At 52.2% G+C, this 24,905-nt stretch carries 25 protein-coding genes and 1 pseudogene; 12 read left to right on the forward strand and 14 right to left on the reverse strand.

Annotated elements, in window-relative coordinates; genetic code table 11:
* The 3 genes and pseudogenes from PVA01S_RS23170 to PVA01S_RS23180 form a co-directional block, all read right to left on the reverse strand.
* Positions 1-406, reverse strand: a pseudogene (locus tag PVA01S_RS23170) (LutC/YkgG family protein); the annotation flags it as partial.
* On the reverse strand, positions 399-1,931 hold the full coding sequence (locus PVA01S_RS23175) for a LutB/LldF family L-lactate oxidation iron-sulfur protein (protein ID WP_127609931.1): 1,533 nt from the start codon (positions 1,929-1,931) through the stop codon (positions 399-401). The gene PVA01S_RS23175 and the pseudogene PVA01S_RS23170, both read right to left, overlap by 8 nt.
* Positions 1,909-2,658, reverse strand: coding sequence for a (Fe-S)-binding protein (locus PVA01S_RS23180; protein ID WP_054799986.1), 750 nt, complete (start codon positions 2,656-2,658; stop codon positions 1,909-1,911). The genes PVA01S_RS23175 and PVA01S_RS23180 overlap by 23 nt, the downstream gene beginning before the upstream one ends.
* Positions 2,659-2,817: 159 nt before the next feature.
* Here PVA01S_RS23180 and PVA01S_RS23185 point away from each other — a divergent pair, with 159 nt between their 5' ends.
* The gene (locus tag PVA01S_RS23185) at positions 2,818-3,051 is read left to right on the forward strand and encodes a hypothetical protein (RefSeq protein WP_127609933.1); all 234 of its coding nucleotides are present in this window, start codon (positions 2,818-2,820) and stop codon (positions 3,049-3,051) included.
* 34 nt (positions 3,052-3,085) lie between these two features.
* Here PVA01S_RS23185 and PVA01S_RS23190 read toward each other — a convergent pair whose 3' ends face one another.
* The 3 genes from PVA01S_RS23190 to PVA01S_RS23200 form a co-directional block, all read right to left on the reverse strand.
* On the reverse strand, positions 3,086-3,799 hold the full coding sequence (locus tag PVA01S_RS23190; RefSeq protein ID WP_127609966.1) for a FadR/GntR family transcriptional regulator: 714 nt from the start codon (positions 3,797-3,799) through the stop codon (positions 3,086-3,088).
* An 18-nt stretch (positions 3,800-3,817) separates the two neighbouring features.
* Positions 3,818-4,765: an alpha/beta hydrolase gene (locus PVA01S_RS23195; protein ID WP_127609935.1), complete on the reverse strand. Its 948-nt coding sequence runs from the start codon at positions 4,763-4,765 to the stop codon at positions 3,818-3,820.
* A 168-nt stretch (positions 4,766-4,933) separates the two neighbouring features.
* Positions 4,934-5,236, reverse strand: coding sequence for a YunC family protein (locus PVA01S_RS23200; protein WP_054797535.1), 303 nt, complete (start codon positions 5,234-5,236; stop codon positions 4,934-4,936).
* 166 nt (positions 5,237-5,402) lie between these two features.
* On the opposite strand from PVA01S_RS23200, the gene PVA01S_RS23205 reads away from it, so the two are divergent.
* Positions 5,403-5,921 carry a hypothetical protein gene (locus tag PVA01S_RS23205; RefSeq protein ID WP_127609938.1) on the forward strand — a complete coding sequence of 173 codons (519 nt, stop codon included), beginning with the start codon at positions 5,403-5,405 and terminating at the stop codon, positions 5,919-5,921.
* A 49-nt stretch (positions 5,922-5,970) separates the two neighbouring features.
* On the opposite strand, the gene PVA01S_RS23210 is transcribed toward PVA01S_RS23205, so the two are convergent.
* The 3 genes from PVA01S_RS23210 to PVA01S_RS23220 form a co-directional block, all read right to left on the reverse strand.
* Complete coding sequence (locus tag PVA01S_RS23210; RefSeq protein WP_127609940.1) at positions 5,971-7,890, reverse strand: putative bifunctional diguanylate cyclase/phosphodiesterase; 1,920 nt, start codon at positions 7,888-7,890, stop codon at positions 5,971-5,973.
* Between the two features lie 172 nt (positions 7,891-8,062).
* Entirely contained in the window at positions 8,063-8,446 is a 384-nt protein-coding gene (locus PVA01S_RS23215) for a DUF423 domain-containing protein (RefSeq protein WP_127609942.1), read from the reverse strand.
* Positions 8,447-8,584: 138 nt separating this feature from the next.
* Complete coding sequence (locus PVA01S_RS23220) at positions 8,585-8,884, reverse strand: hypothetical protein (RefSeq protein WP_054797538.1); 300 nt, start codon at positions 8,882-8,884, stop codon at positions 8,585-8,587.
* A gap of 232 nt (positions 8,885-9,116) precedes the next feature.
* Here PVA01S_RS23220 and PVA01S_RS23225 point away from each other — a divergent pair, with 232 nt between their 5' ends.
* A complete protein-coding gene (locus tag PVA01S_RS23225) occupies positions 9,117-9,323 on the forward strand; it encodes a hypothetical protein (RefSeq protein ID WP_372814215.1) in 207 nt (68 codons plus the stop codon).
* Between the two features lie 43 nt (positions 9,324-9,366).
* Here PVA01S_RS23225 and PVA01S_RS23230 read toward each other — a convergent pair whose 3' ends face one another.
* From PVA01S_RS23230 to PVA01S_RS23245, 4 genes are read right to left on the reverse strand one after another with little or no spacing between them, the layout of a single operon-like run.
* Positions 9,367-10,554, reverse strand: a complete 1,188-nt coding sequence (locus PVA01S_RS23230) for an MFS transporter (RefSeq protein ID WP_127609946.1) — start codon at positions 10,552-10,554, stop codon at positions 9,367-9,369.
* A gap of 22 nt (positions 10,555-10,576) precedes the next feature.
* Complete coding sequence (locus PVA01S_RS23235) at positions 10,577-11,713, reverse strand: MGDG synthase family glycosyltransferase (protein ID WP_054797540.1); 1,137 nt, start codon at positions 11,711-11,713, stop codon at positions 10,577-10,579.
* Between the two features lies 1 nt (position 11,714).
* On the reverse strand, positions 11,715-13,016 hold the full coding sequence (locus PVA01S_RS23240) for a polysaccharide deacetylase family protein (RefSeq protein ID WP_127609948.1): 1,302 nt from the start codon (positions 13,014-13,016) through the stop codon (positions 11,715-11,717).
* 53 nt (positions 13,017-13,069) lie between these two features.
* On the reverse strand, positions 13,070-14,260 hold the full coding sequence (locus PVA01S_RS23245; protein ID WP_127609950.1) for an MGDG synthase family glycosyltransferase: 1,191 nt from the start codon (positions 14,258-14,260) through the stop codon (positions 13,070-13,072).
* Positions 14,261-14,447: 187 nt separating this feature from the next.
* On the opposite strand from PVA01S_RS23245, the gene PVA01S_RS23250 reads away from it, so the two are divergent.
* The 6 genes from PVA01S_RS23250 to PVA01S_RS23275 all read left to right on the forward strand — a co-directional run bounded on the left by PVA01S_RS23250 (position 14,448) and on the right by PVA01S_RS23275 (position 20,159).
* Positions 14,448-14,774 carry a spore germination protein GerPE gene (locus PVA01S_RS23250; RefSeq protein WP_054799991.1) on the forward strand — a complete coding sequence of 109 codons (327 nt, stop codon included), beginning with the start codon at positions 14,448-14,450 and terminating at the stop codon, positions 14,772-14,774.
* Positions 14,775-15,099: 325 nt separating this feature from the next.
* Complete coding sequence (locus tag PVA01S_RS27395) at positions 15,100-15,195, forward strand: dihydroorotate dehydrogenase (protein WP_127609952.1); 96 nt, start codon at positions 15,100-15,102, stop codon at positions 15,193-15,195.
* Positions 15,196-15,349: 154 nt separating this feature from the next.
* Positions 15,350-15,556, forward strand: coding sequence for a spore germination protein (locus PVA01S_RS23260; RefSeq protein ID WP_373423873.1), 207 nt, complete (start codon positions 15,350-15,352; stop codon positions 15,554-15,556).
* 283 nt (positions 15,557-15,839) lie between these two features.
* A complete protein-coding gene (gene yhbH, locus PVA01S_RS23265) occupies positions 15,840-17,000 on the forward strand; it encodes a sporulation protein YhbH (RefSeq protein WP_127609954.1) in 1,161 nt (386 codons plus the stop codon).
* On the forward strand, positions 16,997-18,421 hold the full coding sequence (locus tag PVA01S_RS23270) for a SpoVR family protein (RefSeq protein ID WP_054797542.1): 1,425 nt from the start codon (positions 16,997-16,999) through the stop codon (positions 18,419-18,421). Before yhbH ends, PVA01S_RS23270 begins: the two co-directional genes overlap by 4 nt.
* 493 nt (positions 18,422-18,914) lie before the next feature.
* Complete coding sequence (locus PVA01S_RS23275; protein ID WP_127609956.1) at positions 18,915-20,159, forward strand: MFS transporter; 1,245 nt, start codon at positions 18,915-18,917, stop codon at positions 20,157-20,159.
* Positions 20,160-20,315: 156 nt separating this feature from the next.
* Here the strand turns inward: PVA01S_RS23275 and PVA01S_RS23280 are convergent, their stop codons facing one another.
* Entirely contained in the window at positions 20,316-20,561 is a 246-nt protein-coding gene (locus tag PVA01S_RS23280) for a hypothetical protein (RefSeq protein WP_127609958.1), read from the reverse strand.
* A 248-nt stretch (positions 20,562-20,809) separates the two neighbouring features.
* Here PVA01S_RS23280 and PVA01S_RS23285 point away from each other — a divergent pair, with 248 nt between their 5' ends.
* The 3 genes from PVA01S_RS23285 to PVA01S_RS23295 all read left to right on the forward strand — a co-directional run bounded on the left by PVA01S_RS23285 (position 20,810) and on the right by PVA01S_RS23295 (position 24,806).
* A complete protein-coding gene (locus PVA01S_RS23285; RefSeq protein ID WP_127609960.1) occupies positions 20,810-22,090 on the forward strand; it encodes a Rieske 2Fe-2S domain-containing protein in 1,281 nt (426 codons plus the stop codon).
* 67 nt (positions 22,091-22,157) lie between these two features.
* Positions 22,158-23,252 carry a zinc-dependent alcohol dehydrogenase gene (locus PVA01S_RS23290; protein ID WP_127609962.1) on the forward strand — a complete coding sequence of 365 codons (1,095 nt, stop codon included), beginning with the start codon at positions 22,158-22,160 and terminating at the stop codon, positions 23,250-23,252.
* Positions 23,253-23,366: 114 nt separating this feature from the next.
* Complete coding sequence (locus tag PVA01S_RS23295) at positions 23,367-24,806, forward strand: hypothetical protein (RefSeq protein WP_127609964.1); 1,440 nt, start codon at positions 23,367-23,369, stop codon at positions 24,804-24,806.
* Positions 24,807-24,905 lie beyond the last annotated feature (99 nt).

The following is a 24,905-nucleotide window of genomic DNA, read 5'->3' on the forward strand; positions in this document are numbered from 1 at the left end:
CAGCCGGGTCCGGCGCCAGCGGCGAGCCCTCCCCGATCGGCCGCCACGGCACGACCGGGATGCCGTCCGCCGCCAGCGTTTCGTCGAGCCCGAGCGCCTTCAGCCCTTCGTGCTCCCAGCGGGATACGCCGGTGACGCCGAGCTCGGCCGCGATCTCGCGCAGCCATTCGCCGATCTTCGCGCGGGCCTCCGCTTCCTCGACGACGAGCACTTTGCCCGTCAACGCGGTCCAATTGCGGCTGAACGCTTCAATCTTTTCCTCCGTCGTCCAAGCGATCTCTTTATAAAAATCCGGCACGCCGCGATTCGGATGCGCCGGCGGCTGCGTCGGGACGGCTTGCCGCCCGAGTCCCGATGAGAGCTTCGCCATGAACGCTTCCCGGCCTCGTATCGTTCCTTTAGTCATGCTGCCGCCCTCCTTGCGGTGGCTGCTCTTGATTGGCAAGCGCATCCGCCTCATTCGCTGCGCTCGCGGCCTTCGCCGGCTGCCGCTTCAGCTCCCGCTGCAGCTCGCTCCAGCGATCCCGGAACGGGCGTTCCGCCAGCATCGGGAAGTGGCGCGACTGCGTCCATCCCGCCGCCGGTCCCGGCGCCTTCTTGAGGTAGCCCCGCTTCGCGAAAGGCTTCAGCGCGTAATACGCGGACCGGGCCGCCAGCTTATACAGCTTCACATGGCCGAACGCCGTTTGGAACGTCTTGAACGCAATCCGCTCGGCCAGAGGCGTGAAGCCCTGCTTCACTTTGCGGGCACGCAGCTGGACGAGCATGTCGTGCAGCGGTATTTTCACCGGACAAGCCTCGTAACAGGCGCCGCACAAGCTGGACGCATACGCCAACTGCCCTGCCTCCTTCATATCCTGCTGCAGCAGCGGCGTCAGCACGGCGCCGATCGGGCCGCTGTATACGCTGCCGTAGGTATGGCCGCCCACATGGCGGTAGACCGGGCAGGCATTCAAGCAGGCGGCGCAGCGGATGCAGTGCAGCACTTCTTGAAATACCGGATCGCCAAGCTGTGCGGAGCGTCCGTTGTCGAGAATGATCAGATGCAGCTCCTCCGGTCCGTCGAGCTCCCCTTCGCGGCGCGGCCCCGTAATCATCGACGTGTAGGTCGTCAGCTTCTGACCGGTGGCGCTGCGCGCCAGCAGGTTCAGCATGACCTCCAAATCGTCGTACGTCGGCACGAGCCGTTCCATCCCCATGATCACGACGTGGCATGGGGGCACCGTTGAGACCATACGCCCGTTGCCTTCGTTCGAAACAAGCGTAATCGCCCCGGATTCCGCCACGCCGAAATTACAGCCGGTCAACCCGATGTCCGCTTCAAGGAAATAGTTGCGCAAGCGTCCGCGTGCGTACCCCGCCAGCACTTTCGTATCGGGCGCGAACGTCTCGCCCGCTTCATTCGAGAACAAGTCCGCGATTTGCTGCTTGTTCTTATGTATAGCCGGTATGATCAGATGCGACGGCGTTTCTTGGGCCAGCTGAAGGATGTATTCGCCGAGGTCGGTTTCGATCGCTTCTATGCCCTGCTCCTCCAGCCGATGGTTCAGGCGGATTTCCTCGGACACCATCGACTTGCCCTTCGCCACCAGCTTGGCGTCCCGCTTCTTGGCGATATCGAGGAAGGTTTTCACCGCTTCCTCGCCGGTTGAGCAGAAATAGACGTTGCCGCCGGCCTTAGCCACGTTATCGGAGAATTGCGTCAAGTAATAGTCCAGGTTCTCGACGACATGCTTGCGGATCTCTCTGCCGCGTTCGCGCCATGCCTCCCAGCTGCCGAACTCGTCCGTCGCCTGCAGCTTCCCGGTCTTCAACTTGTCCGTCGTGAACGAGACGGCTTTGCGCAGAAACTCGTTGGCAAGCGCTTCTTCGGTTCTCCGCTTCAGCCCCGTGCCGATCAATTGTTTGTCAGTTTCGGCTTTTAGACTCACTGCGCTTCACTCCTTCTTCCAGCACCTGGGCCAAATGCATGACGCGCACCGGTTTGTTCTCTTTATTCAACCGGCCGTCGATATTCATCAGACAACCCATATCCGAGCCGATCAGCACATTCGCGCCCGTCGAGCATACATGGCCGGCCTTCTCGCACACCATCGCTTCCGAGATATCGGCCATCTTCACGGAGAACGTACCGCCGAAGCCGCAGCAGTCTTCCTTCTTCGGCAGGTCGATCAGCTCAAGTCCCTTCACGTTGCGCAGCAGCTCGCCCGGCTCCTCGCGAACGCCAAGCAAGCGGGTCGCATGACAGGACGGATGGTAGGTCGCTTTCACCGGCAGTTCCGCGCCTAAATCCTTCACGCCGAGCACATTCACGAGAAATTGCGAAAATTCGTACGTTTTCCCGATGAGCGCTTCCGCCTTCGCCTGCCATACCGGCTCCTTCTCGAACAATTGCGGATAATAATGGTGTACCATGCCGGTGCAGGAGCCCGAAGGGGAGACCACATAGTCGCTGTGCTCGAAGGCGCGAATGAATTGGCGGGCGACCTCTCGGGCTTCGTCCTGATAGCCGCTGTTATAGGCGGGCTGTCCGCAGCATGTCTGCGCTTCCGGAAAATCCACCTCACAGCCGTAACGGTGCAGCAGACGAACGACGCTCTCGCCCACCTCGGGGTAGAGCTGATCCGCCAAACACGTAATAAATAGCGAAACGCGCATCGCATAGTCCCATCCTTTTCGAGTGAACTCGCCGTACACTTATCAGGTTATCAGATAAGTTGGTTTTTGAGAAGGCCGCGTTCCTCCATTTCGCAACTTTTGTCCATCAATTACCGTCCATGTAAGAGTAATCCAGCAAACGCCGAAGGAGTCCTGTCCATGGGTAACGACTTTTACAAAAAGCTGGGGGCTTTGTTTTTGATCGTCTCCGGCACCTTTTACACAGCCGAACGGATCGCCGCGAAAGCGGGCTACTTGCCGACGATCGGCCGGAGCGGAGGCTATGATGTCTCGCCGGTCTACCCCCAACTAACCGACAACCTGTTCGTCTGGTTGTTTGGCCTGATCGGCTTTGTTTTGCTCGTCTTCGGCTTTCCGAAACGGAACTCCTAAGAAGGATCGGTCGAACGTACCGATCTTCGCCGGTTTACTTGTTCAAATACGGCACGAGCCCCCGTTCGACATGAAACAAATGGCGGCGCATGGCTTCGCGGGCCTCCTCGGCATCCTGCCTCTTCACCGCTTCATACACAGCTTGATGGTCCCGCCAAAGCTGCTCGGAGACGGCGCAGCTTCCGTACATTTGAAGCCGGCGCGTCTCCCGAATCGCCAGCTGCATCTGCGAAGAGATGGAATCGATCATCCGCACCAGGATCGCATTATGCGTCGCTTCCGCAAGCGCCAGATGAAATTCGATGTCGGACCGTTCCCCCTCCTCTTCATCGCCCAGATGCCGCTCCATGCGCTGCAAAATCGATTCGAACCTGCGCAGGTCGTCCTCCGTCCGCTTCTCCGCCGCCAGCGCCGCATTGGACGTTTCGAGCGCCTTGCGCGCTTCGATCAGATCGAGAACCGTCTCCCGGTTCATGAGCAGCGCATTCCATTCCGGCAGGCCGACATCCTCGGAAGCGATGCTCCGCACGTAACTGCCTTCGCCCTGATGGACTTCGACCAGTCCCATCGCTTTTAAAGCGCTGAGCGCTTCCCGGACCGTCGAACGGCCTACTTGAAAGAGCTCCGACAATTCTTTCGTCGAAGGCAGCTTCTCTCCCGGCTTCAACTGTCCGCCCGTAATTTGCGCTTTAATTTGATCGGCTATGACCTCGTATATTTTTCGCGTCGATATTTTCTGAACGTCCAGTTCCCGCACTCCCCTTCCTTACGGCCTTGCGCTTACCGCGTTCACGCGGGCTTCGAGCCACTGCAGCAAGTCCTCCATGACTTCTTCCCGATTCGTTTCGTTCAGCATCTCATGCCTTCCGTCCGGATACAGCTTATAGCTCACGTCGTGAAGCCCTTGGCTCTGGAGCTCGCGCACCAGCCATAAGAACGATTTCCCCATACCGCCGACAGGATCCCGCTCTCCGGCAAACAAATACACCGGAAGCGATTTCGGAATGCGCCGCAGTTGTTCGGGACGATGGGCGTCGAGCAGCCCTTTAATCATATACCGGATACACTCGTTCGTAGCCGCTGCGTTGCAGAGCGGATCTCCGGCATAGGCATCGACCTCCGCCTCGTCCCGGCTTAACCAATCATGCCTGGTGCGGTTCGGGCGAAACGGCAGGTTGTGCTGCCCCGTCGTCAGCCAGTTCAGCAGGCGATTGCGGTGCGTCCCCCCTTGAAGGGCCGAGAACAGTCCGCCAAGTGCGAAACCAAGGCCATGCAGGATGGTTTGCTTCCCTTTCGTCCCCGACAAGACGAAGCCGTCCGCCTTCCCGGGATAACGTTCCATGTACAGCAGCGTCAAAAAAGAACCCATACTGTGCCCGAGCACGTAGACCGGAAGCCCCGGATAATCCAGACGGATACGGTCCGTCAGCTGCACCATCGCCTCGGCCATCCGGTCAAAGCCGTTCGGGCCGATATGCGTAACCCGGTCAGGGGTCCCGGCCGTCAGGCCGTGCCCCCGATGATCGTTCGCATAAACGGCATAGCCCGAGCGGGTCAGCTTATCCGCCAGACGAGCGTATCGCTGTGCCCTTTCCGCCAAACCGTGGGCAATCTGCACAACGGCCTTAACCGGCGCTCCCTCTTCAGGGAGCCAGTGATGCACCGTAATCAGCACGCCCTCCGTATCGTTGAATGTAAAGTCGTCACTGATCATCAAGAACCCTCCGCTCTCTACTTCCGTGACTTGCTGACCCCATTATAGAACGCTTCCTTCCCCACGGCAAATCGGAAAACAGAAAAAGGGACAGCTCAACTGCCCCAAGTATCCGGAACTTACGCAATTGTCGATCGGCCATCCGTCGAATGGCGAGCCCCGCTTCGTTCAGAACATCAGCGCAACGGCATCGCTGCCCTTCATCCCCGGCGTAATCCCCAGCTCCTCAGCCTTATACGTGACCGATTCGAGCGGCGATTCGAGCAGTTCCTCAATCGTGCGAACGCCCGTCGCCCGCCCTGCAATGATGCCCCGCTCCTTCAGCTTCCGGTTCAGCAAGTCGACGTCGAGCGCACCGCACATGATATATCCCTTGTCGGTCGTGACGGCCAACAGGGTCGTTAACGGCAGCTTTACCTCGATCGCGAGTGCGGTGCGGCCGCCTACCTCAACCGGTTCCATTCGCATCATGATCAAGCACCCCTCCTCAAGATCAATATGCTATCACTATATGATGCAGACGCCCCCTCGGTGCATGATTCTCACACGCGGTGTGAGCCTTGTCCATAGATCTACAGCCTTACGTCAAAACATGGTATAGTAGTACAGATGAAAGCAATTAGGAGGTACGGCCAATATGGATGACCCACAAAAGCCGAGACGGAAATTTTTATTCAAAGTGGATATCCTCATTGAGGAAGAAACCAACGGGCTGGCCTTGGAGACGCTGCTGCATCTGTTGAATTCAGATAAAGTCGAAGACTATCAAGTGAAAGAGGGCGTAGAGTTAGGAAAAAAGATCGAGTACGCCCTGAAGGAAGCGATCTCGAAGCGGCATGTGAAGCCGTTCCCGGCGGCTTCACATCTAAAGGTGCCGCCGGAGAATACGGAAGCGCCGCAAACGCCGGGCGCAAAGGGGGCGCGCCGGGCGGAATCGGATCCCCACCGTTCCATCTGGGAGGAGATGAAGAAGTGTCAGGAGAACAATTCGCTCCTGCGCTTGTCCATTGTCAAAGAGAAAGGCGTAAAGCTCAGCATGCCTTGCCGCATTATCAACATCGACCCGCCTAGCGGCAACTTATCCGTTTACCACGTCGACGAGAAAAAGGTGTACTTGCTCCAAATCAATGAGATCGACGACTTCGAAATCAGCTAACTGATACGGAAGAACAAAGACGGCAGCCGGTTTCGGCTGCCGTTTTCGCTTACATGCGTTCTTTCATCAACAATTCCGCGGCCTCGACGCTGAGCGGCGGACTGAAGTAGTAGCCTTGGATTTCATCGCACCGGTTATGATACAGAAATTGAAGCTGTTCTTCGGTTTCGACGCCTTCGGCGATTACTTTCAGCTTCATATGTCTCGTCATCGCAATGATGGAAGCGACGATCGCCGCATCGTTCGGATCGGTCATAATATCGCGAACGAACGATTGATCGATCTTCAGCTTATCGATTGGAAATTTCTTCAGATAGGAAAGCGAGCTGTATCCCGTCCCAAAATCGTCGATGCTGATGGTCACGCCTAGGTTCTTCAGCTCGTGCAGCTGATCGATCGAATATTCCACGTCCATCGTGCTGCTCTCCGTAATTTCCAGCTCCAGCTGAGCCGCATCGAGGCCTGTCAGTTCCAGTACCTCCGCCACTTTGCCGGTCAGGTTGTGCTGCAAAAATTGCCGCGTGGACAAATTGACGGACACCGGCGGCGGGCTGTAGCCTTGCTCCTGCCAATGTTTATTTTGCCGGCACGCTTCTTTCAATACCCACTCGCCGATCGGCACAATCAAACCGCTTTCTTCCGCGAACGGAATGAAGTGGCCCGGGGAAACGATTCCGCGTTCCGGATGCGCCCACCTGACGAGCGCTTCGAAGCCGACGATGCGTTGCGAGGCGATGTCCATTTGCGGCTGGTAATACAGCACCAGCTCGTCTTTAGCGATGGCGCGCCGAAGTTCCTGCTCCATGGTCAGCTTCTCCAGCGATGCGGATTTCATCTGACTGTTAAACAGCTGATAGTTATTGCGGCCTTTCTCCTTGGCCCGGGTGAGCGCCATATCGGCGCATTTCATCACCTCTTCGACGCTTCGCTCGTCCTCGGAGACGAGCGTGATCCCGATGCTGGCCGTGATGTTGACCTGATACTGCTCCAGCATGAACGGCTCCTCCAATACGCCGGTCAACGAATCCGCGATGACACTCACCTGCTCGATTTCGTTACCCGGCGCCAGCCCGTTAAAGAACAAAGCGAACTCGTCGCCTTCCGTCCGGGCCATAAAATCGTTCTCCGACAAGCAGCGGGTAAACCGCTCCGCCACCTGAAGGAGCAGCATGTCTCCGTAATCGTGGCCGAAGCCGTCATTAACCATTTTGAACCGGTCGATATCGGTGAAAAAAACAGCGAGCCGGTTATGGCTTATTGTAATGGCAGCCATCGCCGATTCCAGCTGCTGCACGAACAGGCGCCGGTTCGGCAGCCCGGTCATATCATCGTAGTAAGCCATATGGCGAATTTGTTCTTCCGAGCGTCTGGCCGCCGTCATGTCGGTGCTGATGACGAGGATGCCTTTCACACCCGCTCCGCTTTTAATCGGCACGGCCGTCGTATCGAGATCGACGCGGTACCCTTCTTTATGAATGACAGCCGACTTGAACGACCTCGGCGTGCCTTTCAGCACTTCCGCGAAAAGCGTTGCCGCTGTTTTGATCCGGTCGGACGCCAGGAATTCGGCAATCGATCGACCCTTCAATTCGTCTTCGCGGTAGCCCAGCATTTGCTCGGCCGACGGGTTTAAACGAACGACGCAGCCCTGTCCGTCCAGAATGGCGATGCCGCTGGGGTTATGGGCGTATAACGCCCCCAAAACTTCAAGCTGCTCTTGGGCCTCCTGGACGGCCTGTAACGGCCCGGGCGTTTGACCTGCGCTCAAATGCCCCGCAGCGGGGGCAGCCGACATGCGCCAGAAACCGAGCGCAGAGAAGAGGGTTACGCCGCTGAACAACCATACGATGGGGGGAGGAAGGAACACGGAGGCAAGGAAACTCATCCCGGCAAAGCCCAAAACCACTATGAAGTAACGACCGTACTGATGCCGATAAATTGCATTCCCCGCTTCGTTTGTCCTACTCATGGATTTCCCCCTTTATACGCATGCGTCGTTATACCCATGACGACCTGCGCCGATATAGGTCTTTAGAGAACATTTCTACGACAATCACCGGTTTTCCTGCCCATCAGACAAAAAATAACAAGTTTTGTGGCGTTATACATAAAAAAATCGGCGAATTCGCCGAAAAAATAGGTTAAATGTTCGATTTTTTTCGATAGACCGCCGCGGCCAGCATTCCCCAGCCCAGCAAAAAAGCTACGCCCCCGATCGGCGTAATCGCCCCTAGCGTTCTAATTCCCGTTAAGCTCAATATGTATAAGCTCCCCGAAAATATAACAATGCCCGCAAACATGAACCAGCCTGCCCACCGAAGCTGACGGCTGTCAGGAATCGCAGCAAACGCCAAGCCGACCGCGATAAGACCGAGCGCGTGCATCATTTGATACTGCACTCCGGTTTGGTAGTTTGCCAGCATGTCCGTCGTCAGCACTTTCTTCAACGCATGGGCGCCGAACGCTCCAAAGGCCACAGACAAGAAGGCGCAGATCGCCCCAAGCCCTACAAACGTTCTGTTCATCGTTGTTCACCTCCGCTTCTTCCTTATCATAGAACATATTGCCCGAAGTGCCAAATGAACCTTTTATGAAAAAATCCCGCCCGGCGCCTTATGGAGAGCGGCGGCGGGCGGGAGCGCATGTGCGGAGTGAAAGCAAGGTTACATGAGGCCGATGTCGTGTTGACCGATGATTAAGGTGACGGGCTCAAGAAACGCACGCGTAGATGCCGGCTGTTGGATCAAGTCGATCTCAATGTCGACCACCTTGAACCGTTGACGCTTGCCTTCCCTTTTGTCATACACCACTTCAAACTGCTTCAATCCCAATTGGTAAGAAACGACCGAGGAACCGATGGCGAGCGCAGGGATCTCAAATTCCCCGTGTTCAAACAATACTTCGGCCATTATTTCCTCGTTCATATCCACGATAGTAACCGTCTGGCAAATGGTAAACTTCATAAGTCGTCCTCCTCCGGCCGGGCCTTCGCAATCGGATCTTTCAAGCCCTACTGGAAATAGTACGACATCATGCGCCAAAACTCCTGCTGGCGCTGTCGAAAAAGATGAGCCGTTGGACATTGGGACCACGTACAATCTGTGTAAATTTTTTATTCCCCAAACCCGCACCCCCGTGGCAAAAGCCTTATCCGCTTCATACAATGCTACAACCAAGCCTTGGGAGATGAATGTCATGAGCAAAAACAACAAATCGAAAAAAAAGACGCCCGTATCGTCCGTCGACAAAAATCAATTTAATATGAAGGTCGTGCTGTCCGACGTTTGCGCCCGCTGCCGCAAATGCGAACGAGGTCTTCGTTATTTGGAGAAAATGTCGCAGCCCGGCGCCGTCGGCAAAGGCGTTCCCTGCATACTGACCAAGGGCAAATCGTACGTGTGAGCCAAGCCGGAACCCCAATAGCCGGGCAGCCTGCCGGTGTTTCTTATCCCTCCGCCCGGCCTCCTGCCGCAGACGGTTTCGCGAGCGGCATCCACATGTAAAACAACGCGATAACAGCCAGCAAACAGGCGCTGGTGACGACCGTCACCGTCTCGTTATACAAGCTGGCCAACCAGCCGCCGATGAGCGGCCCGATCATGACGCCAAGACCCTCGATGCTCGACAGCACGCCCCAGCCCATTCCCTTCTGATCGGGTGGGACGAAATAGGACATGAGCGCATTCCAGGCAGGCAGTACGGCGGCGTAGGAGCCGCCCAGAAGCGCAGCCAGCAGCATGGCGGCATAGAGATTCGAGGCAAACAACAGTCCGGCCATCCCTACCGCCAACGCGCTGAAGCCCAGCACGAGAAAACGCTTCTGCCCGTAGCGGTCAGACCATCGGCCCATCGGTATCAGGCACAACGTCGTCACAACGCCCCCGGTTATGAGCACAAGCGAGTAGTGGGAGTAGCTGAGACCCAGGTGCTGATGGGCGAAGGTCGGCAGGATCGGCACGAGCAGGCCGGCCGCAGCCGTCTGCAGCACCATGCCGGGTACGAGCGGCTTCATGGCAACGAGCTTGAGATGAAGCTGCGCCATTTGCTCCTTGAACGTAAAGCTCGGTATCGGCTTGATTTGAATGTTCCAGCCGATCGCGACCGCCCAACCGGCAGCGAAGATCGCGGCGAGCAGCCAGAAGGTCAACCCGTAACCGTTGTCGATGACGAAGTTGACCGCGACCGGGCCAAGCCCGAGGCTTGCCAGCCATACCGTATAAATCGTACCCATCTGCGAGCCACGGTTGTCTTCTTCAATCGAGCTTAGGCAGATGAGCCAGATCGGGGACACGCCCAGCCCCATCAGCGCCGAGCCCAGGATCAGCATCCACGGCTGATCGCTGACGAACGAGAGCCACAGCCCGGCGAATGCGAGGCACAACGACACGTGCAGGACCACCCGCGGCGAAAGCCGATCGAGCAAATAACCGGCGACGCATTTGACCGCCGTATCGGCCACGTAATGAACCGAGACGGCGAGCCCGACCGTCGCGACGGAAAGGCCGAGACGGTCGGCCGCGTAAGCAGGCAGGAAAGAAATAATGAAAGCGCTCCGTACCACTTCGATAAAAAACAACACCAGGGCCAAGCGAATAAAGGAAGCGGACTGCAAAACCGCTTGTAATGATCTCATGACGTCCCCCATCTAGCGAAACTTACGCGCTTGAGCCTTGTCTCGTTCTCTCTATCACCATCAACCTATGGAACACGTCTTCGACGATCCGGTTGGCGGCATAGCCGGCCTGCAGCGAGCGTGCGCGGTTTTTCATCGCATTCGCCATCTTTTCGTCGGTCAAGATCGCCTTCGCCTGACGGGTTAACTCCGATATTTCGTTTGCGATCAAAGCCACGCCCTGATCGGAAAGGTAACTCGCGTTTTCTTTTTCTTGCCCCGGAAACGGTTTAAAGATGATGATCGGGACGTTGATATGAATCGCTTCCGACAATGTGATGCCGCCGGCCTTCGTCACGATGCAGGAAGAGCGGCTCATCAGCTTGTGAATATCGTCCACGAAGCCGTATAAGCGCACCCGCGGGTCCGCCGCGAAGCTGGCCTGCAATTCGTTCTTCAGCTTATCGTTCTTGCCGCAAACGACGTGAATGCGCACCCCGGCCGCGCTTAACAGCTGCCCGGTTATTTTCTTCAGATCGCGCAGTACGCCATAGGCTCCCGCCATGATTAGTACGGAGGGCTCCGACTCGCCATCTTCCCGCGGCCGGGACGTCTCATAGAACGGCTCGCGAATCGGAATGCCGCTGACGGTAATGATGTCGCCCGGAATGCCGCGCTCGATCATCTCCCGGCGCAGATCCTCCGTCGCTACGTAAAACCGGTCCGGAATCGAGTACAACCAGCGGTTGTGCAAGACGAAATCGGTTAAAATCGTGAACGTCAGAATCGACATGCCGCGGCGCTTCAACTGGTCGGATATGCCGCCGAACGGAAATGTGCTGACGATGACGTCCGGTTTTTCCTGTAAGATCACCTTCATCAGCTTCTGAATGCCAAGAACGTTCAAGCATTTGGCCAGCATGCTGTCCTGCTTCAGATTCTTCGTCAAATAGTAGCTCCATCCGTAATAATCGAGGCCGATGGCGGATAAAGCGCCGCTGTTGATATACAGAAACTTCGTGATCGTGTTCATGAGCGGGTGCGCTGCCTCGAACAAGTCGATCAGTTTGACGCTCTGGAAGCCGTTCTGCTCGAACTTATGCTTGAGCACGTTGGACACTTGGATGTGTCCGTCGCCGTAGCTGGCTGTCAGAATCAAAAGCTTGCGATATTTATGCATCTCAGGATACACCTTTCTGCCCTAGAGCGATGTAGCGGTTCATGAGTTCTTTGCTGGAAATCGCAACAATCTTCGGTACGAGCAAGTCCGATTTCGTCTTTAATCGGTCTTTGCCCTGAGGGTGTACAATGTATAACAGGAGGCGCAAATATACTCGGGTCAAGGAAGAAAAAATGCCTTTCGGCAAGTCGAGAACCGTAAAACCGAGCTTTCGGGTTCCCCGGTGGATGATGCTGATCCCGTATAGCCCTTTAACGTCCTTATAGTCGGGGTCGGTCTGCAGCAGCCGAATGATTTGCGGCATTAACAACTCCGTTCGCCGCACGAGTTGGATGGCAAGATGAACGGTGCTGGTGGCGCTCGATCCGAGCTGATACAACAAATGATTATCCAAGTGCAGCTCCGCAATGCGGTCGCCCTGCTCGATCCGTTCGCCATCGGGCAAATGGATCGTTTGCTTGCCCCGGTACTCGGTGACGCGCAGCTGCAGCAGCGTATTATCGTGATCGACGGGCTTCACCCGCATAAGCTTCACAAAACCGCGTTCCCAGCACATCCATAGCGCGACGACGATTCGCTTCGCGAAGCCGGCGACCGCTCCGCTTTGCGCCATCTGATCGACGTTGACATAACGGTAGTGGCGCGAGGTAAGCTCAACGATCACTTCTTCCAGCGCCTCCAGCATATAGAGCGGCGCATCCCGATCGGCGCCGAACGTCTCTCCGCTGTCATGCAGCAGCACGACGGAGCCGCCCTTGATCCGCTCGAGCAGCACAGATTTCATTCGTGTTGAGCCGATACGACTTCGCCAGTCTTGGACCATCACCGACCAGAGCACGATTTTAAATTTCCGGAGCAGCCAATAGTCGAACAAGTTCATAATGCCCCAAGGCGGGCGGTAATGCGTCGGTCTTACTCCTGTAATCGATTCCAAGATATCCGCAGAACGCTTCACCTGACGACGCTGCACTGTCCATGGCGGGAGCAGCCAATTGGATAGATGCTCGTAATTGTGAACGCCAATCAAATGTCCTTCCTGGTGCATTCTACGGATCAGCTCCGGATGCTTCCGGGCTTTGGATCCCAGGACGAAGAAGGTCGCCTGCACCTGATGCTTACGGAGCAGATCCAGCAGCTGCGGGGTATACGTTGGATCCGGACCATCGTCGAATGTAAAGGCCACTTCCTTCTCGCCGGTCCCTTTGCGAAACACACCGATGCCCATCACCCGGGTCATGATCCAGGGCAGAATCATGTACAAGGCGGTAAAAACCATCAAGCCCACTATCAGCTTTTTCTCCATGCAGTAACCCTCCTGTGAACAGCCCAGCCGTTGCACAGGAATAACGCGTCTCCTCAAGCATTCGCATAGACTGCTTGCCGGCTTTCCTGCCAAACGGGAACGTGGTAATTCTGGGTTGCGAGAATCGAATGGAGCGCATTGATCGCACCTTCCTTCATGGTACATAGCTTTGCCATTTTTTTCAACGCCAATAAGGAGGATTTATCCATAATTAGATGAGAAAGGAAAGCTGACAATTGTTCGGCATCCTTGGCCTGCACCGCCGCCCCCATCTTGACGAGATACGAGGCGTTATCCTGCTCTTGTCCCGGGATTGGCTTATAGAGCAGCATCGGCAACTCCATGGCCAGCGCTTCGGACACCGTAAGGCCGCCCGGCTTCGTTACAATCAGATCGGACACGGCCATCAGCTCGTGCACATGATCGACGAATCCGGTGACCAGGACCTGACCGCCGGCGCCGCGAAGGTCCTCCTCCAACTGCTGACGCAGCTTCTCGTTGCGGCCGCATACGATGATGAAACGTGCGGAAGGCCGCTGACCTTGGGGCCTGGCCGCCAGCATGGAGACGAGTTCTTTGCCGATAAAGCCGTGGCCTCCCCCCATGACGAGCACGACCGGGATCGAATCGTCGAATCCGTAACGTTCCATTAACCGCGTACGGTTCCATGATTGGCAGAACGACAATCGAACCGGAATGCCGGTTACCGCAATGCGGGATTCCGGGATTCCATGCCGCAGCAGCGATGCCCGCACCTGTTCGGAGCCAACCAAGTACCGGTCGGTGCCGGGATGTATCCAGTAGCTGTGATCGGTAAAATCGGTCAGTACCGTCACGGTCGGCACGCCGGTCAAGCCGTGCATCTTCACCATGGACATCGCCGCCGCAGCGGAAGGGAACGTACAAACCACCACCGTCGGCTGAACGTCCCGCAGCAGCTTCAGCATCCGCCGGACACTGAACGATTTCAGGCGCTTGAACCAGTTGGAAAGCGTATTTTCGTTGCGCGTTTTGCGATATAAGTAACCGTATACGGACGGCAAGCTTTTGACCCCTTGCAAATAACAAAATTTACCGACGCCGTGCAAGTACGGATGCGTCCATTCCAGGAAATCGACCGTTACGACCTCTACATCGGGACGTACCGCCTTTGCAGCTTCGAGGATCGCCCTGGCCGCCTGATTATGCCCGTCCCCCAAGGCGCCGGTTAGCAGCAGTATTTTTTCCTTGCCTTCGCCTTTCATGAGCCATGCCCCTCTCCTATTCGATACGTAGCCATCTCCGGAGCTGTAAAATACTTCATTACTAAAATTACATGTTTATGACTTCGTGAAGTACGGACCCGCGAACAGTTTTTGACCTAGACCAAAGTCGGGTTTGACCGAGGACACGGTTCCCCTTGGGCTTCATGGAAAATCGTGCAGCGATCGCATGGATAGCGCTGTATTTCAATGCGGGGATACCGGTCTGATTCGTGCGGATGTCCATCTGCTGTTAGCAAGCCGTCCAGCCGCTCCTCTTCCACATCGCGAAGACTTCATGGAAAATCCGGCATGGACAAGAAGCGCCCCACGGATCATGGCAGACGAGAGCGTCGCGCTGAATGTCCGTAACGGCGCTTCGGTTATTGCGGTGAACCGGGCTCGCGTGTTGAATCTGGCTGAGTCCTCTGTATTCCAGGTCGGATCGAACGTCCGCATCGAACTGGAAGCCTTCATGCGCAAGGTCCGGTTGACGCCCCAGCCGGACAAACAGTAATCGTGCCCCCTGATGCTTGCTCTTTCGGGGAGCGGGCTTTGATGACTTGAATTTGTATAAAATTTCCACTTCATACTATTTTACCATATCGTTTAGCGTTACAAGAACACATTCTTTGAACTGTCCAATCTGGAGCCGGATAACTTTCATAGAATGCAGTAGCTGGAGCGGAAGGAAGCATCGCAAACAGGACATCCAGCAGGAAGCCGTGCAGGTTATACGACGGGTAGTCGTAACGACAGACACAATTCCTTGTCCTGTTTATTTTGTGGTTTTGTTAACCGGAGGAAATCAGATCCAGTTCGAGTAAAGTGAGGTGAAAAGTATGAGTAACATAGGTTTTGGTGGTTTCACGTCGACTGGCGTCATCCTTGTTCTCTTTATCCTTTTGGTCATCGTTTCCGTTGCCATCGTCATCTAATCATCCATTCTTCATGTGAAAAGTCTTCTTTCCGGACAATCCGAAGGCGAAATGTTGAGGGAGCTCGTTCGAGCTCCTTTTCATCTGACCAAAAAGTGTACAAGTTGGCTGGTCAGGTGCAATAAGCAGAAGGAGGTATCTTATTCCCGTTATTATTTTATCTCCGATCAAAGTAACGAACGGCGAAGGGACGGTTACGTTCGGGGAGGTGCTGCAAATTACCCCGAAAACGACAAGCAAAGCGTATAGCGGCTCCGGCGGCGGAATCGTTGGTGACTTCTCCAGAACATTCTCCATCCTCAGCCTCACCAATACGTTAGATTCGGACGTCAAAGATAACACGACAGCTAGAAATAATTGAAGGTGAAGGGGCTGGCGGATTGCACAGCTCCTTCTCGATTTTATTTGCAGCGGCATACAGCCTGCATACATGAACGATCTGCGGCTTGCAGCATGAGAATAGGGCTCAAAATTAGACGGATCCCCACTCACATATCCCCGTCCTGCTTGAATATATTTAGTAATAAGCACTTTTTTTAGTTTCACCAATCACGCTTGGACGAAGTAACGCCCACGCTTTCGATGCCGGTTTCCTAAGCTTACGAAATCGTTTTGCTACGCAAAACTTTGAGGAGGTGTCCCGCATGTCAGAACCTATGTTTACCGTATCCCGCGAGGATTGGTCGCTGCATCGTAAAGGCTACCAAGATCAGACGCGGCACCAGCAAAAAGTCCGCGATGCCATCAAGCAAAATTTGCCCGATCTCGTTACCGATGAAAGCATCGTCATGTCCGACGGCAAGCAAATCGTCAAGGTGCCCATCCGCAGTCTGGACGAATATCGTTTTCGTTACAATTACAACAAGAGTAAACATGTCGGCCAAGGGACAGGTGACAGCCAGGTCGGAGACGTTCTCGGCGTAGACCCGCAAGCCGCTCAAGGACCCGGCAAAGGAGAAGGCGCAGGCGACCAGCCCGGAGAAGACTACTACGATGCCGAAGTGCAGATGGAAGAACTGCAGACGATGCTGTTCGACGAGCTGGAGCTTCCGAACCTGGAGCAAAAAGAAAAGGAAAACGTCGTCAGCAAGGAAATTATTTTTAACGATGTACGCAAGAAAGGCATCATGTCCAATATCGATAAAAAGCGCACCATCCTGGAGAACTTGCGGCGAAATTCCCGCGATGGCTCCCCCGGGATTCATCGCATCAGTCCGGACGACCTGCGGTTTCGCACGTGGGAGGAAATTGTTACCCCGCAATCGAACGCTTTGATTCTTGCGATGATGGATACTTCCGGCAGTATGGGGTCCTTCGAAAAATATATCGCCCGCAGCTTTTTCTTCTGGATGACCCGCTTCCTGCGGACGAAATATGAGCATGTCGAAATCGTCTTTATCGCGCATCATACGGAGGCTAAGATCGTAACGGAGGAAGAATTTTTCACCAAAGGAGAAAGCGGCGGCACGATCTGCTCCTCAGCTTATCAGCTGGCAGTCGATTTGATTGATCGCGGCTTCCCGCCGGCCCGTTACAACATCTATCCGTTCCATTTCTCCGACGGCGATAATTTGACTTCCGATAACGAACGCTGCGTAAAGCTGATCACCGAGCTCGTCAAGCGATGCAATTTGTTCGGCTACGGCGAGGTCAACCAGTATAACCGCAGCAGTACGCTGATGTCGGCTTACCGGAACCTGCATGACCCGAAATTTGTTCATTATGTCATTCGCGAGAAGGGCGAAGTGTATAAAGCGCTGCGCACCTTCTTCCCGAAACGATTGGAGGGGAGCCTGGCGCAATGACTAGCGACGATATGAAGCAGCTGGAGTATGCCATTGCCGAAATTACCGAAATCGCCGACGGTTTCGGGCTTGACTATTACCCGATGCGGTATGAAATTTGTCCGGCGGACATCATCTACACGTTCGGCGCTTATGGAATGCCTACCCGCTTTAGTCACTGGAGCTTCGGCAAAACGTTTCATAAAATGAAGATGCAGTACGATTTCGGGCTCAGCAAAATTTACGAGCTCGTCATCAATTCCGATCCGTGTTACGCCTTCCTGCTTGACGGCAACTCGCTCATTCAGAACAAACTGATCGTTTCCCACGTACTCGCGCACTGCGACTTCTTCAAGAACAATTTCCGCTTCTCCAAAACGAACCGCAACATGGTCGAGAGCATGGCCGCAACGGCGGAGCGCATCCGGCAGTACGAGATCGAGGTCGGCAACGAGGAGGTCGAGCAGTTCATCGACGCCGTTCTGGCGATTCAGGAGCACGTCGATCCGTCGCTTACCAAGCCGTACCGCGGTATCGGCGCTGCCGAAGCGGATCGCGCTCCCGCCAAGGAGCGGAAAGAACGAACGTTCGGCTACGAGGATCTGTGGGATCTGGATAAACCGAAGAAGCCCCAGTCCAAGGCCGAGGAGGCTCCCTCGAAGTTCCCGGCCAAACCGGAGAAAGACTTGCTGCTGTTCATCGAGGAGTACTCCCCTTACCTCAAAGAATGGCAGCGCGATATTCTGACCATGCTGCGCGACGAGATGCTGTACTTCTGGCCGCAGCTGGAGACCAAGATCATGAATGAAGGCTGGGCATCTTACTGGCATCAACGCATTATGCGGGCGCTGGACTTAACGGACGCGGAAACGATCGAGTATTCCAAGCTGAACTCGTCGGTTGTTATCCCCTCGCGGCACAGCCTGAACCCGTACTACCTGGGCCTGAAAATATTCGAGGACATCGAGCGGCGGTGGGATCATCCGACTCAGGAAGAACGGGAACGGTTAGGCCGGGAGCCCGGTCGGGGACGGGATAAAATTTTCGAGGTGCGGGAATTCGATTCCGATCTTTCGTTCATTCGCAACTACATGACAAAGCAGCTTTGCGACGATCTGGACCTGTATGTGTTCGAGAAGAAGGGGCCGGAATGGAAAATTACCGATAAGTCGTGGGAAAACATCCGCGATCAGCTCGTCTACTCCCGGGTCAACGGCGGCTTCCCGTACATTGTCGTGCAGGATGGCGACTTCAACCGGACGGGCGAGCTGTACTTGCAGCACAACTATGAGGGCATAGAGCTCGATTTGAAATATGTCGAACGGACGCTCCCGTACATTCATCGGCTCTGGGGCAAACCGGTGCATCTCGAGACGACGATCGAGGAAAAGCCCGTGTTGTTCAGCTACGACGGGAAGAAGCATAACAGAAAATTTTTGTAAACCTGGAGCCGAAGGCGTTACTAGTCAAGATCCGAACATTATAAAAGCCCTGGGCAGCTTCAAGCCGGCTTCGGTATTCGGATGTTCCCCCCGTCAAGCAGACCGTTTTATAACTGAAAAATGCTCGAAGCAGCCTTGGTCCGGTATTCCACTGGACCAAGGCTGTTTCATGTTGCCTGAAACTTTTGGTAATTGGAAAATACTACGGAGCTGCAGGCTGACCGCATTAATGATATTAATGGGTTTCATAGAAACAATCAATTTGTAAAATGACTTCATATTACATAATCTTAAAATAAATAACCAATAGCTAATAATGTTGTAGCTGTTCGAAAATATGGAATGATTCGTATGTTGAGAGAAGGTGATTCTGCTTGTAAGCGCTGTTTTGTAAGCGTTATCTAAATAAAGGTCTCATACACTAGCACGCATCTCATGGATCAAACGAGTCGTCCTGGAAATTAGTTCTACCTAAAATAGGAGGTTTGAAAAAATGAACAAAGAAGTGATATCTGCTATAAAGGTTTTATTTATTGCGTTTTTGGCTTATTTATTTTCTTATATGGACAGAATGGCATGGGCTCCAATTATACCACTAGCATCCAAAGACCTTGGTATAAATGCAGCTCAAGCCGGAAGCTTAATGACAGCTTTTTATCTCGGATATGTCATTACTCAGGTTCCAGGCGGGTATTTAACAGACAAATATGGATATCGTAAAATGTTACTCACTTCCTTTTTAATAACCGGTTTTTTCACCATTTTAACGTCGTTTGTTCATAGTTACGGCCTTGCCTTTCTAGTTAGATTCATTGCGGGAATGGGTTCCGGAGCTATCTTTTCAGCTGGTATCGTGGCTATTACAGATTGGTTTACTGAAAAAAGACGCGGGGCTGCAATGGGCTTTTTCATGACTTCCACCTCCTTTGGTATTTCATTGGTCAATTTGTTTGTGCCCTCAGTCGCCCATGGATTTGGCTGGCGTACAGCCTTTTTAATAACCGGTTCGCTGCCTTTCATTGGCTTAATATTGGGATATTTTTTACTCAAGGAACGTACCCCCGTCCATCAAATTTCCAAAAAACAAAGTACAAGTTGGCATGATATTGTTTCCCTATTAAAAAATAAAAATATTATTTTAATGGGTATAGCAGGTTTAGGCGGACAGTGGGCTACTGTGGGAACAGCCACATGGGCAAATACGTATCTTATTAAATCATTGCATCTGTCTCTTGTAGAAGCCGGTGCCATTATGTCCCTCTTTGGAACCGCTGCTCTATTGTGTAAGCCCCTCACCGGATTCTTGTCAGACTATTTAGATCGTAAATCTTTAGCTGTTGGTATCCTTCTGTTGGCAGTTCCCGTATTATCGTGGTTTGGAGCTAATCAAAATATATCGATTTTATACTTCATAGCTCCAATGATGGGAATCTGTGTCTATGCCTTTTACCCTGTCTTACAAACCATCATTTATAATTTGGTAGACAGGAGACTTGTAGGGACGACATCAGGATTAGTGAATGGAATGTGGCAAATTGGTTCCTTAACAGCCCCATTAGCTGTAGGCGCTGTCATTGATGCTACACAAAATTATTTTTATTGTTTTTTGACGTTGGCTGCAGGCCCATTATTAGGTGCAATAGCTACAATCCTCATAAAAGTGGAGAAAAAAACAGTGGCGGATAAGGTCGATACCAAGGAAACGGCCCTTCTTGTAGAGGCTCAAAAAATTTCTTAATTCGTCTTAACATAAGAAAAGTTAAGCGAGTCACCTGCCGGTGACTCTTTTTGTCTTCCATCTTCCTGAAGTAAATAAAGGGGGGGCACTATGGCCCCCCCTATCCTGCAACAATTGACTGATTTGCACTCTTTTTTATATGTATTCTCTTGAATATTACCAGACTTGAGCTACTTGAGCTTGTTCCGCCGCCTCCCAAACGGGCAACACCGTAAAACCGTCTCTTTCGGCTTGTTCCCAGTATTCATCGCCGAGTCGAAGGCCAATAACGACATCGATTCCATGTTTTTTTAAAAAGCCTGCCCGCTGCCGTCCTTCATGTTCTTGATAACCGAGTATCGCAACGGTTCTCCCTCTATAACATTTCAAAATCAGTTCTTCGAATTCCTTATCATTCATCATGTGCTAACCCTCTTTCATTAAAATCATACGATTACTTCAGTCACGTCATTGTTCACACTTTGATTATATATATAACATTCCTAGCCTTTCAAATTAATGATTTTAATGTAAGCTATATAAAACATAAATAGTACAAAATGATATTATTAACGTTTTGTATGGGTAGGATAGAAACAATCAATTTGAAAACGCTCTCCTGTTGCGTGACAATGTGATTATCAAACATCAAACCCAGGAGGGAATTGAACATGTTATCTTTTCAAGACAACCAAACCTTAACAAAAACGAGTTCCGGAACACCTATGGGAGAGACGCTGAGAAGATACTGGATTCCTGCGCTTATGATCGAGGAGCTTCCTTATCCGGATTGTCCGCCTGTACGGGTCAAGCTGTTAGGCGAGGAATTAATCGCTTTCCGTGACACTACCGGGAAAATAGGTCTAGTTGACGAGTATTGTCCACATCGAAAAGTATCCCTGTTTTATGGCCGGAATGAAGAATGCGGCCTTCGATGCGCCTATCACGGATGGAAATTCGATACGGCCGGAAACTGTGTCGATTTGCCGTCCGAACCGCCGGAAAGCAATTTTAAACAGAATATCAAAATTAAATCGTACCCTTGTGAGGAACGCGGCGGTGTGATTTGGACATATATGGGAAAACCGGAGGATAAACCCGAGCTGCCTGAGCAGGAGTGGATGTTGGTTTCCGATAGTCAGCGGTATATTTCGAAAAAAATTCAACAATGCAATTACTTTCAGGCGTTGGAAGGTGGTATTGATTCCAGTCATGTATCCATCCTTCATTCGGGGTCGGTTGGCGGCTTGGGGGTTTCCAGCAAGAGTAAGAGTACGTCCTTATTATCTCAAGACGCTGCCCCGCGTTTTGAAGTCGTGGATACCGATTACGGGCTATTAATCGGGGCAAGGAGAACGGCGGACGATGATCATTTTTATTGGAGGATTACACAGTTTATTATGCCTTGGTACACGATGATTCCTCCTTTCGGCGGTGCTCCGCGCGGTGGGCATGCCTGGGTGCCCATTGATGATGAAAATTGTTGGGTGTGGAGCTGGAGTTGGACGCCGGGGCGTGATCTGACCGAACAGGAAATTGAACAGATGAAATCCGGTGCAGGCATTCACCCCCTGTTAATTCCAGGCACTTTCCTGACACAAGCCAATCCGGATAATCATTTCCTCATCGATCGGGATATGCAAAAGCGAGGCGAATCGTTTGCCGGCATTTTCGGTGTCGGCATGGAGGATCATGCCGTCCAAGTGAGTGCAGGACCTGTTGTGGATCGTTCACAAGAAAAATTGGGAACGAGCGACACTGCCATTATTAAAGCCCGCCGTTGCCTGCTAAACGCTGTGAAAAGTTTAGAAAACGGGGAACCGTTACCAGGATTGGATCCCGAAAGCCATAAGGTTCGTGCTGCGTCTGTACTGCTTCCCAAGGGGATTCCTTTTCATGAAGGGGCGAAGGACGCCTTACAGTTAGCTGAAAAAGATTTTGAGGCTGTTTAATCTAGAAATGCAGCACCGCCAAATCATAGTAAATATATGCGTTGTGAATTTATGGGAGGTGGAATGAATGAGCGAAAAAACATGGGCCGCAGTGGCGACCGATGTCAAACATACAGAAATTCAAGAATTAGACTTACCTCATGTGGAATCCGACAGCGGGATTCTAAAGGTAGAAATCGTCGGCGTTTGCGGAACGGATGTATCCTACTACAAGAGCCTAAAAGAGCCGATGATTTTAGGACATCATGTCATCGGCCATATCGATAAAATTGGCGATAAGGCTTCCAAACGGTGGGGAGTGAAAGCAGGAGACCGTGTGGCGATGGAGGAATACATTCCATGCGGGCAATGCGAATCGTGCCGTTCCGGTTATTACCGGTTATGTCCCGAGACCAACCCGGCATTAGGCGGTATTCGATATGGTGCTGCTCCGTTGAGCGCCAAACCAGCTCTCTATGGCGGATTCAGTCAATATATGTATCTGCATCCGCAGGCCGTCATCCACAAAATCCCTGACCATGTTGCGAGCGTTGAAGCAGCCCTGACCTTACCTTTATCTAACGGATTTGAGTGGATGAGAATCATCGGCGGTGTTGGACCTGGAGACGTGGTTGTTATACAAGGGCCTGGTCAACAGGGACTTGCTTGCGCTCTGGCAGCCAAGGCAGCCGGAGCCGAAATCGTCATTGTCACTGGAAGAAACAGCAGTCAAAAACGATTGGAACTCGCTCGTGAATTAGGTGCGGATTATACGATCAATGTCTCCACAGAGGATTTGGTCCAAAGAGTAAAAGAAATAACCGCTGGAAAAATGGCCGATTTGGTCATCGACGTAACCAGCGGAGGACAGGAACCGGCGGTTTCCTCTCTAAAGGTTGCCAAGACACGGGGGACTGTTTTATTGGGAGCGTTGAAACATCAGCTTTTCAATGAATTCGATCTGGATATCATTTACAATAAAACGTTGACCGTAAAAGGAGTTCGTGGACATAGTCATAAATCCGTCCAAATGGCAGTGGAGTTTATCTCTTCTGGAAAATTTCCTCTTCGTATCATGAATTCCCATAATTATAAATTATCCGATACGGATTTAGCTTTAAGAACGGCCGGAGGAGAAGGAGAACCATCTCCGTTGTTAGTTACTGTTTCTCCGTGGTTGTAAGCTATGGAATAAGACCAGGGTATGGTTACGTTTCGGATCATAAAGATTAGCTTCTTTGCTTTCTGCCAAAGAAGCTTTTCTATTTCCGCTATGATAAACTCAGGAGTGCAGGGGTTGGTTGACACAAACTGCAAGAAAGGGAAGCGTATGAAAACAGAGCACTTATCCTTTTACATGAAATCTATTGTTTTTACACTGGCCGTCATGCTATTTATCGCGGATCAGTTGATCGCGTGGAAGGATTTACGGATTATACTGGCTCTTGTGTCGATGTTGTCGATCGTTATTTCACTTTCCTCTTGCAAACTTTCGAGCAAACTCATCTCAATAACGTTCTTGGCCGCAGGGACCTCGATGGTTTGGAATAAAGGAATTGATGTTCTTTCTTATGTGAAGCTTCACGGCGATATGCTCTATTTGCTTTCTCTGTTTGCGATTGTTCCTTTATTGTCTATACCTATCCAGGTCGCAGGATACGGAGAGGCTTTTAAACGGTTATTTGATGGAAAAATTAAATCCGTTTCTCAATTGTATCGGGCAATCACAACGTTATCCTATTTTCTTGGATCTTTCTTGAACATGGCTACTATTCCAATCGTCCACTCCAGCGTGAAATCGGTTGTGGATGCTTGGCCAATTGAAAATCGCAAACGTTTTTTAGCCTGTTGCATTATTCAAGGCTATTCTTTGCCTATTATATGGACTCCTTTTTCCGGAATTGTGGGAGTTGTTCTTCATGTGACCCAAGTTCGTTGGGCACATATTTTCCCTTTGCTTTTTGTGATCAGTTTAGTTGCGTTGGTTTTAAATTGGATCATTTTCAGTGTGATCGAAGGCAACAGACAACTGCAGGTTACCCATGATACCCATGAGGAAACGGCCGCTGCTCTATCACCTGCAGCCGCTCAGGAACACTCTTCCGTTCGTCGTATGTTACTTGAAATCACGGCTGCGATTGTCATTCTCCTATTTTTGGTGGTATACATCGATAGCATTTCGTCATTAGGCTTAGTGGTCGTCGTTACCTTGTTGACCTTTCCCTTTGCCGGGATTTGGTGCCTGCTCCGCCAAAAGGGCCCTGAGTTCTGGTATAAAGCCAAACATCACTTTAAGCATAAAATGCCTGATATGAGCGAGTCGTTCGCAGTTTTTTTAAGCGCCGGGTTCTTTGCGGAGGCACTTCGCTTTTCAGGAAACGACCGTTTGGTTAATCAACTATTTATCGAATTGCATGATTTAATTGGTATTCATTTTTTTGTATTTCTTCTCCCGCTTTTTATTTTGTTTTTATCTTTTGTTGGTATGCATCCGATTGTCGTTATCAACTTATTAGCTCAGTCGATGACAGCAGACGTTCTGGGAATTTCAACCGACCAGATAGCGGTTGCCTTACTTGGCGGTGCCGTTATGACATTTTTTATGGGGCCTTTTAGCGGTACGCTCGGTTTGATGTCCTCCATGATTCAGTTAAGCCCGCTGCGTATCGCTAGTTGGAGTATAGTCTATGTTCTCGCATTTTCACTCATTTTAACAAGTGCCATCATATGGCTTTAGAATCCACTTTTGTTTAATACTTAGAAAATAAATTTTTTGACGTTTCAATGATGGTATCTTTCATTTTCTGGTCTACCGATGAATGGAAGAGTAAGTAAA

It is taken from the genome of Paenibacillus validus NBRC 15382 (assembly GCF_004000985.1).
GTDB lineage: Bacteria > Bacillota > Bacilli > Paenibacillales > NBRC-103111 > Paenibacillus_G > Paenibacillus_G validus.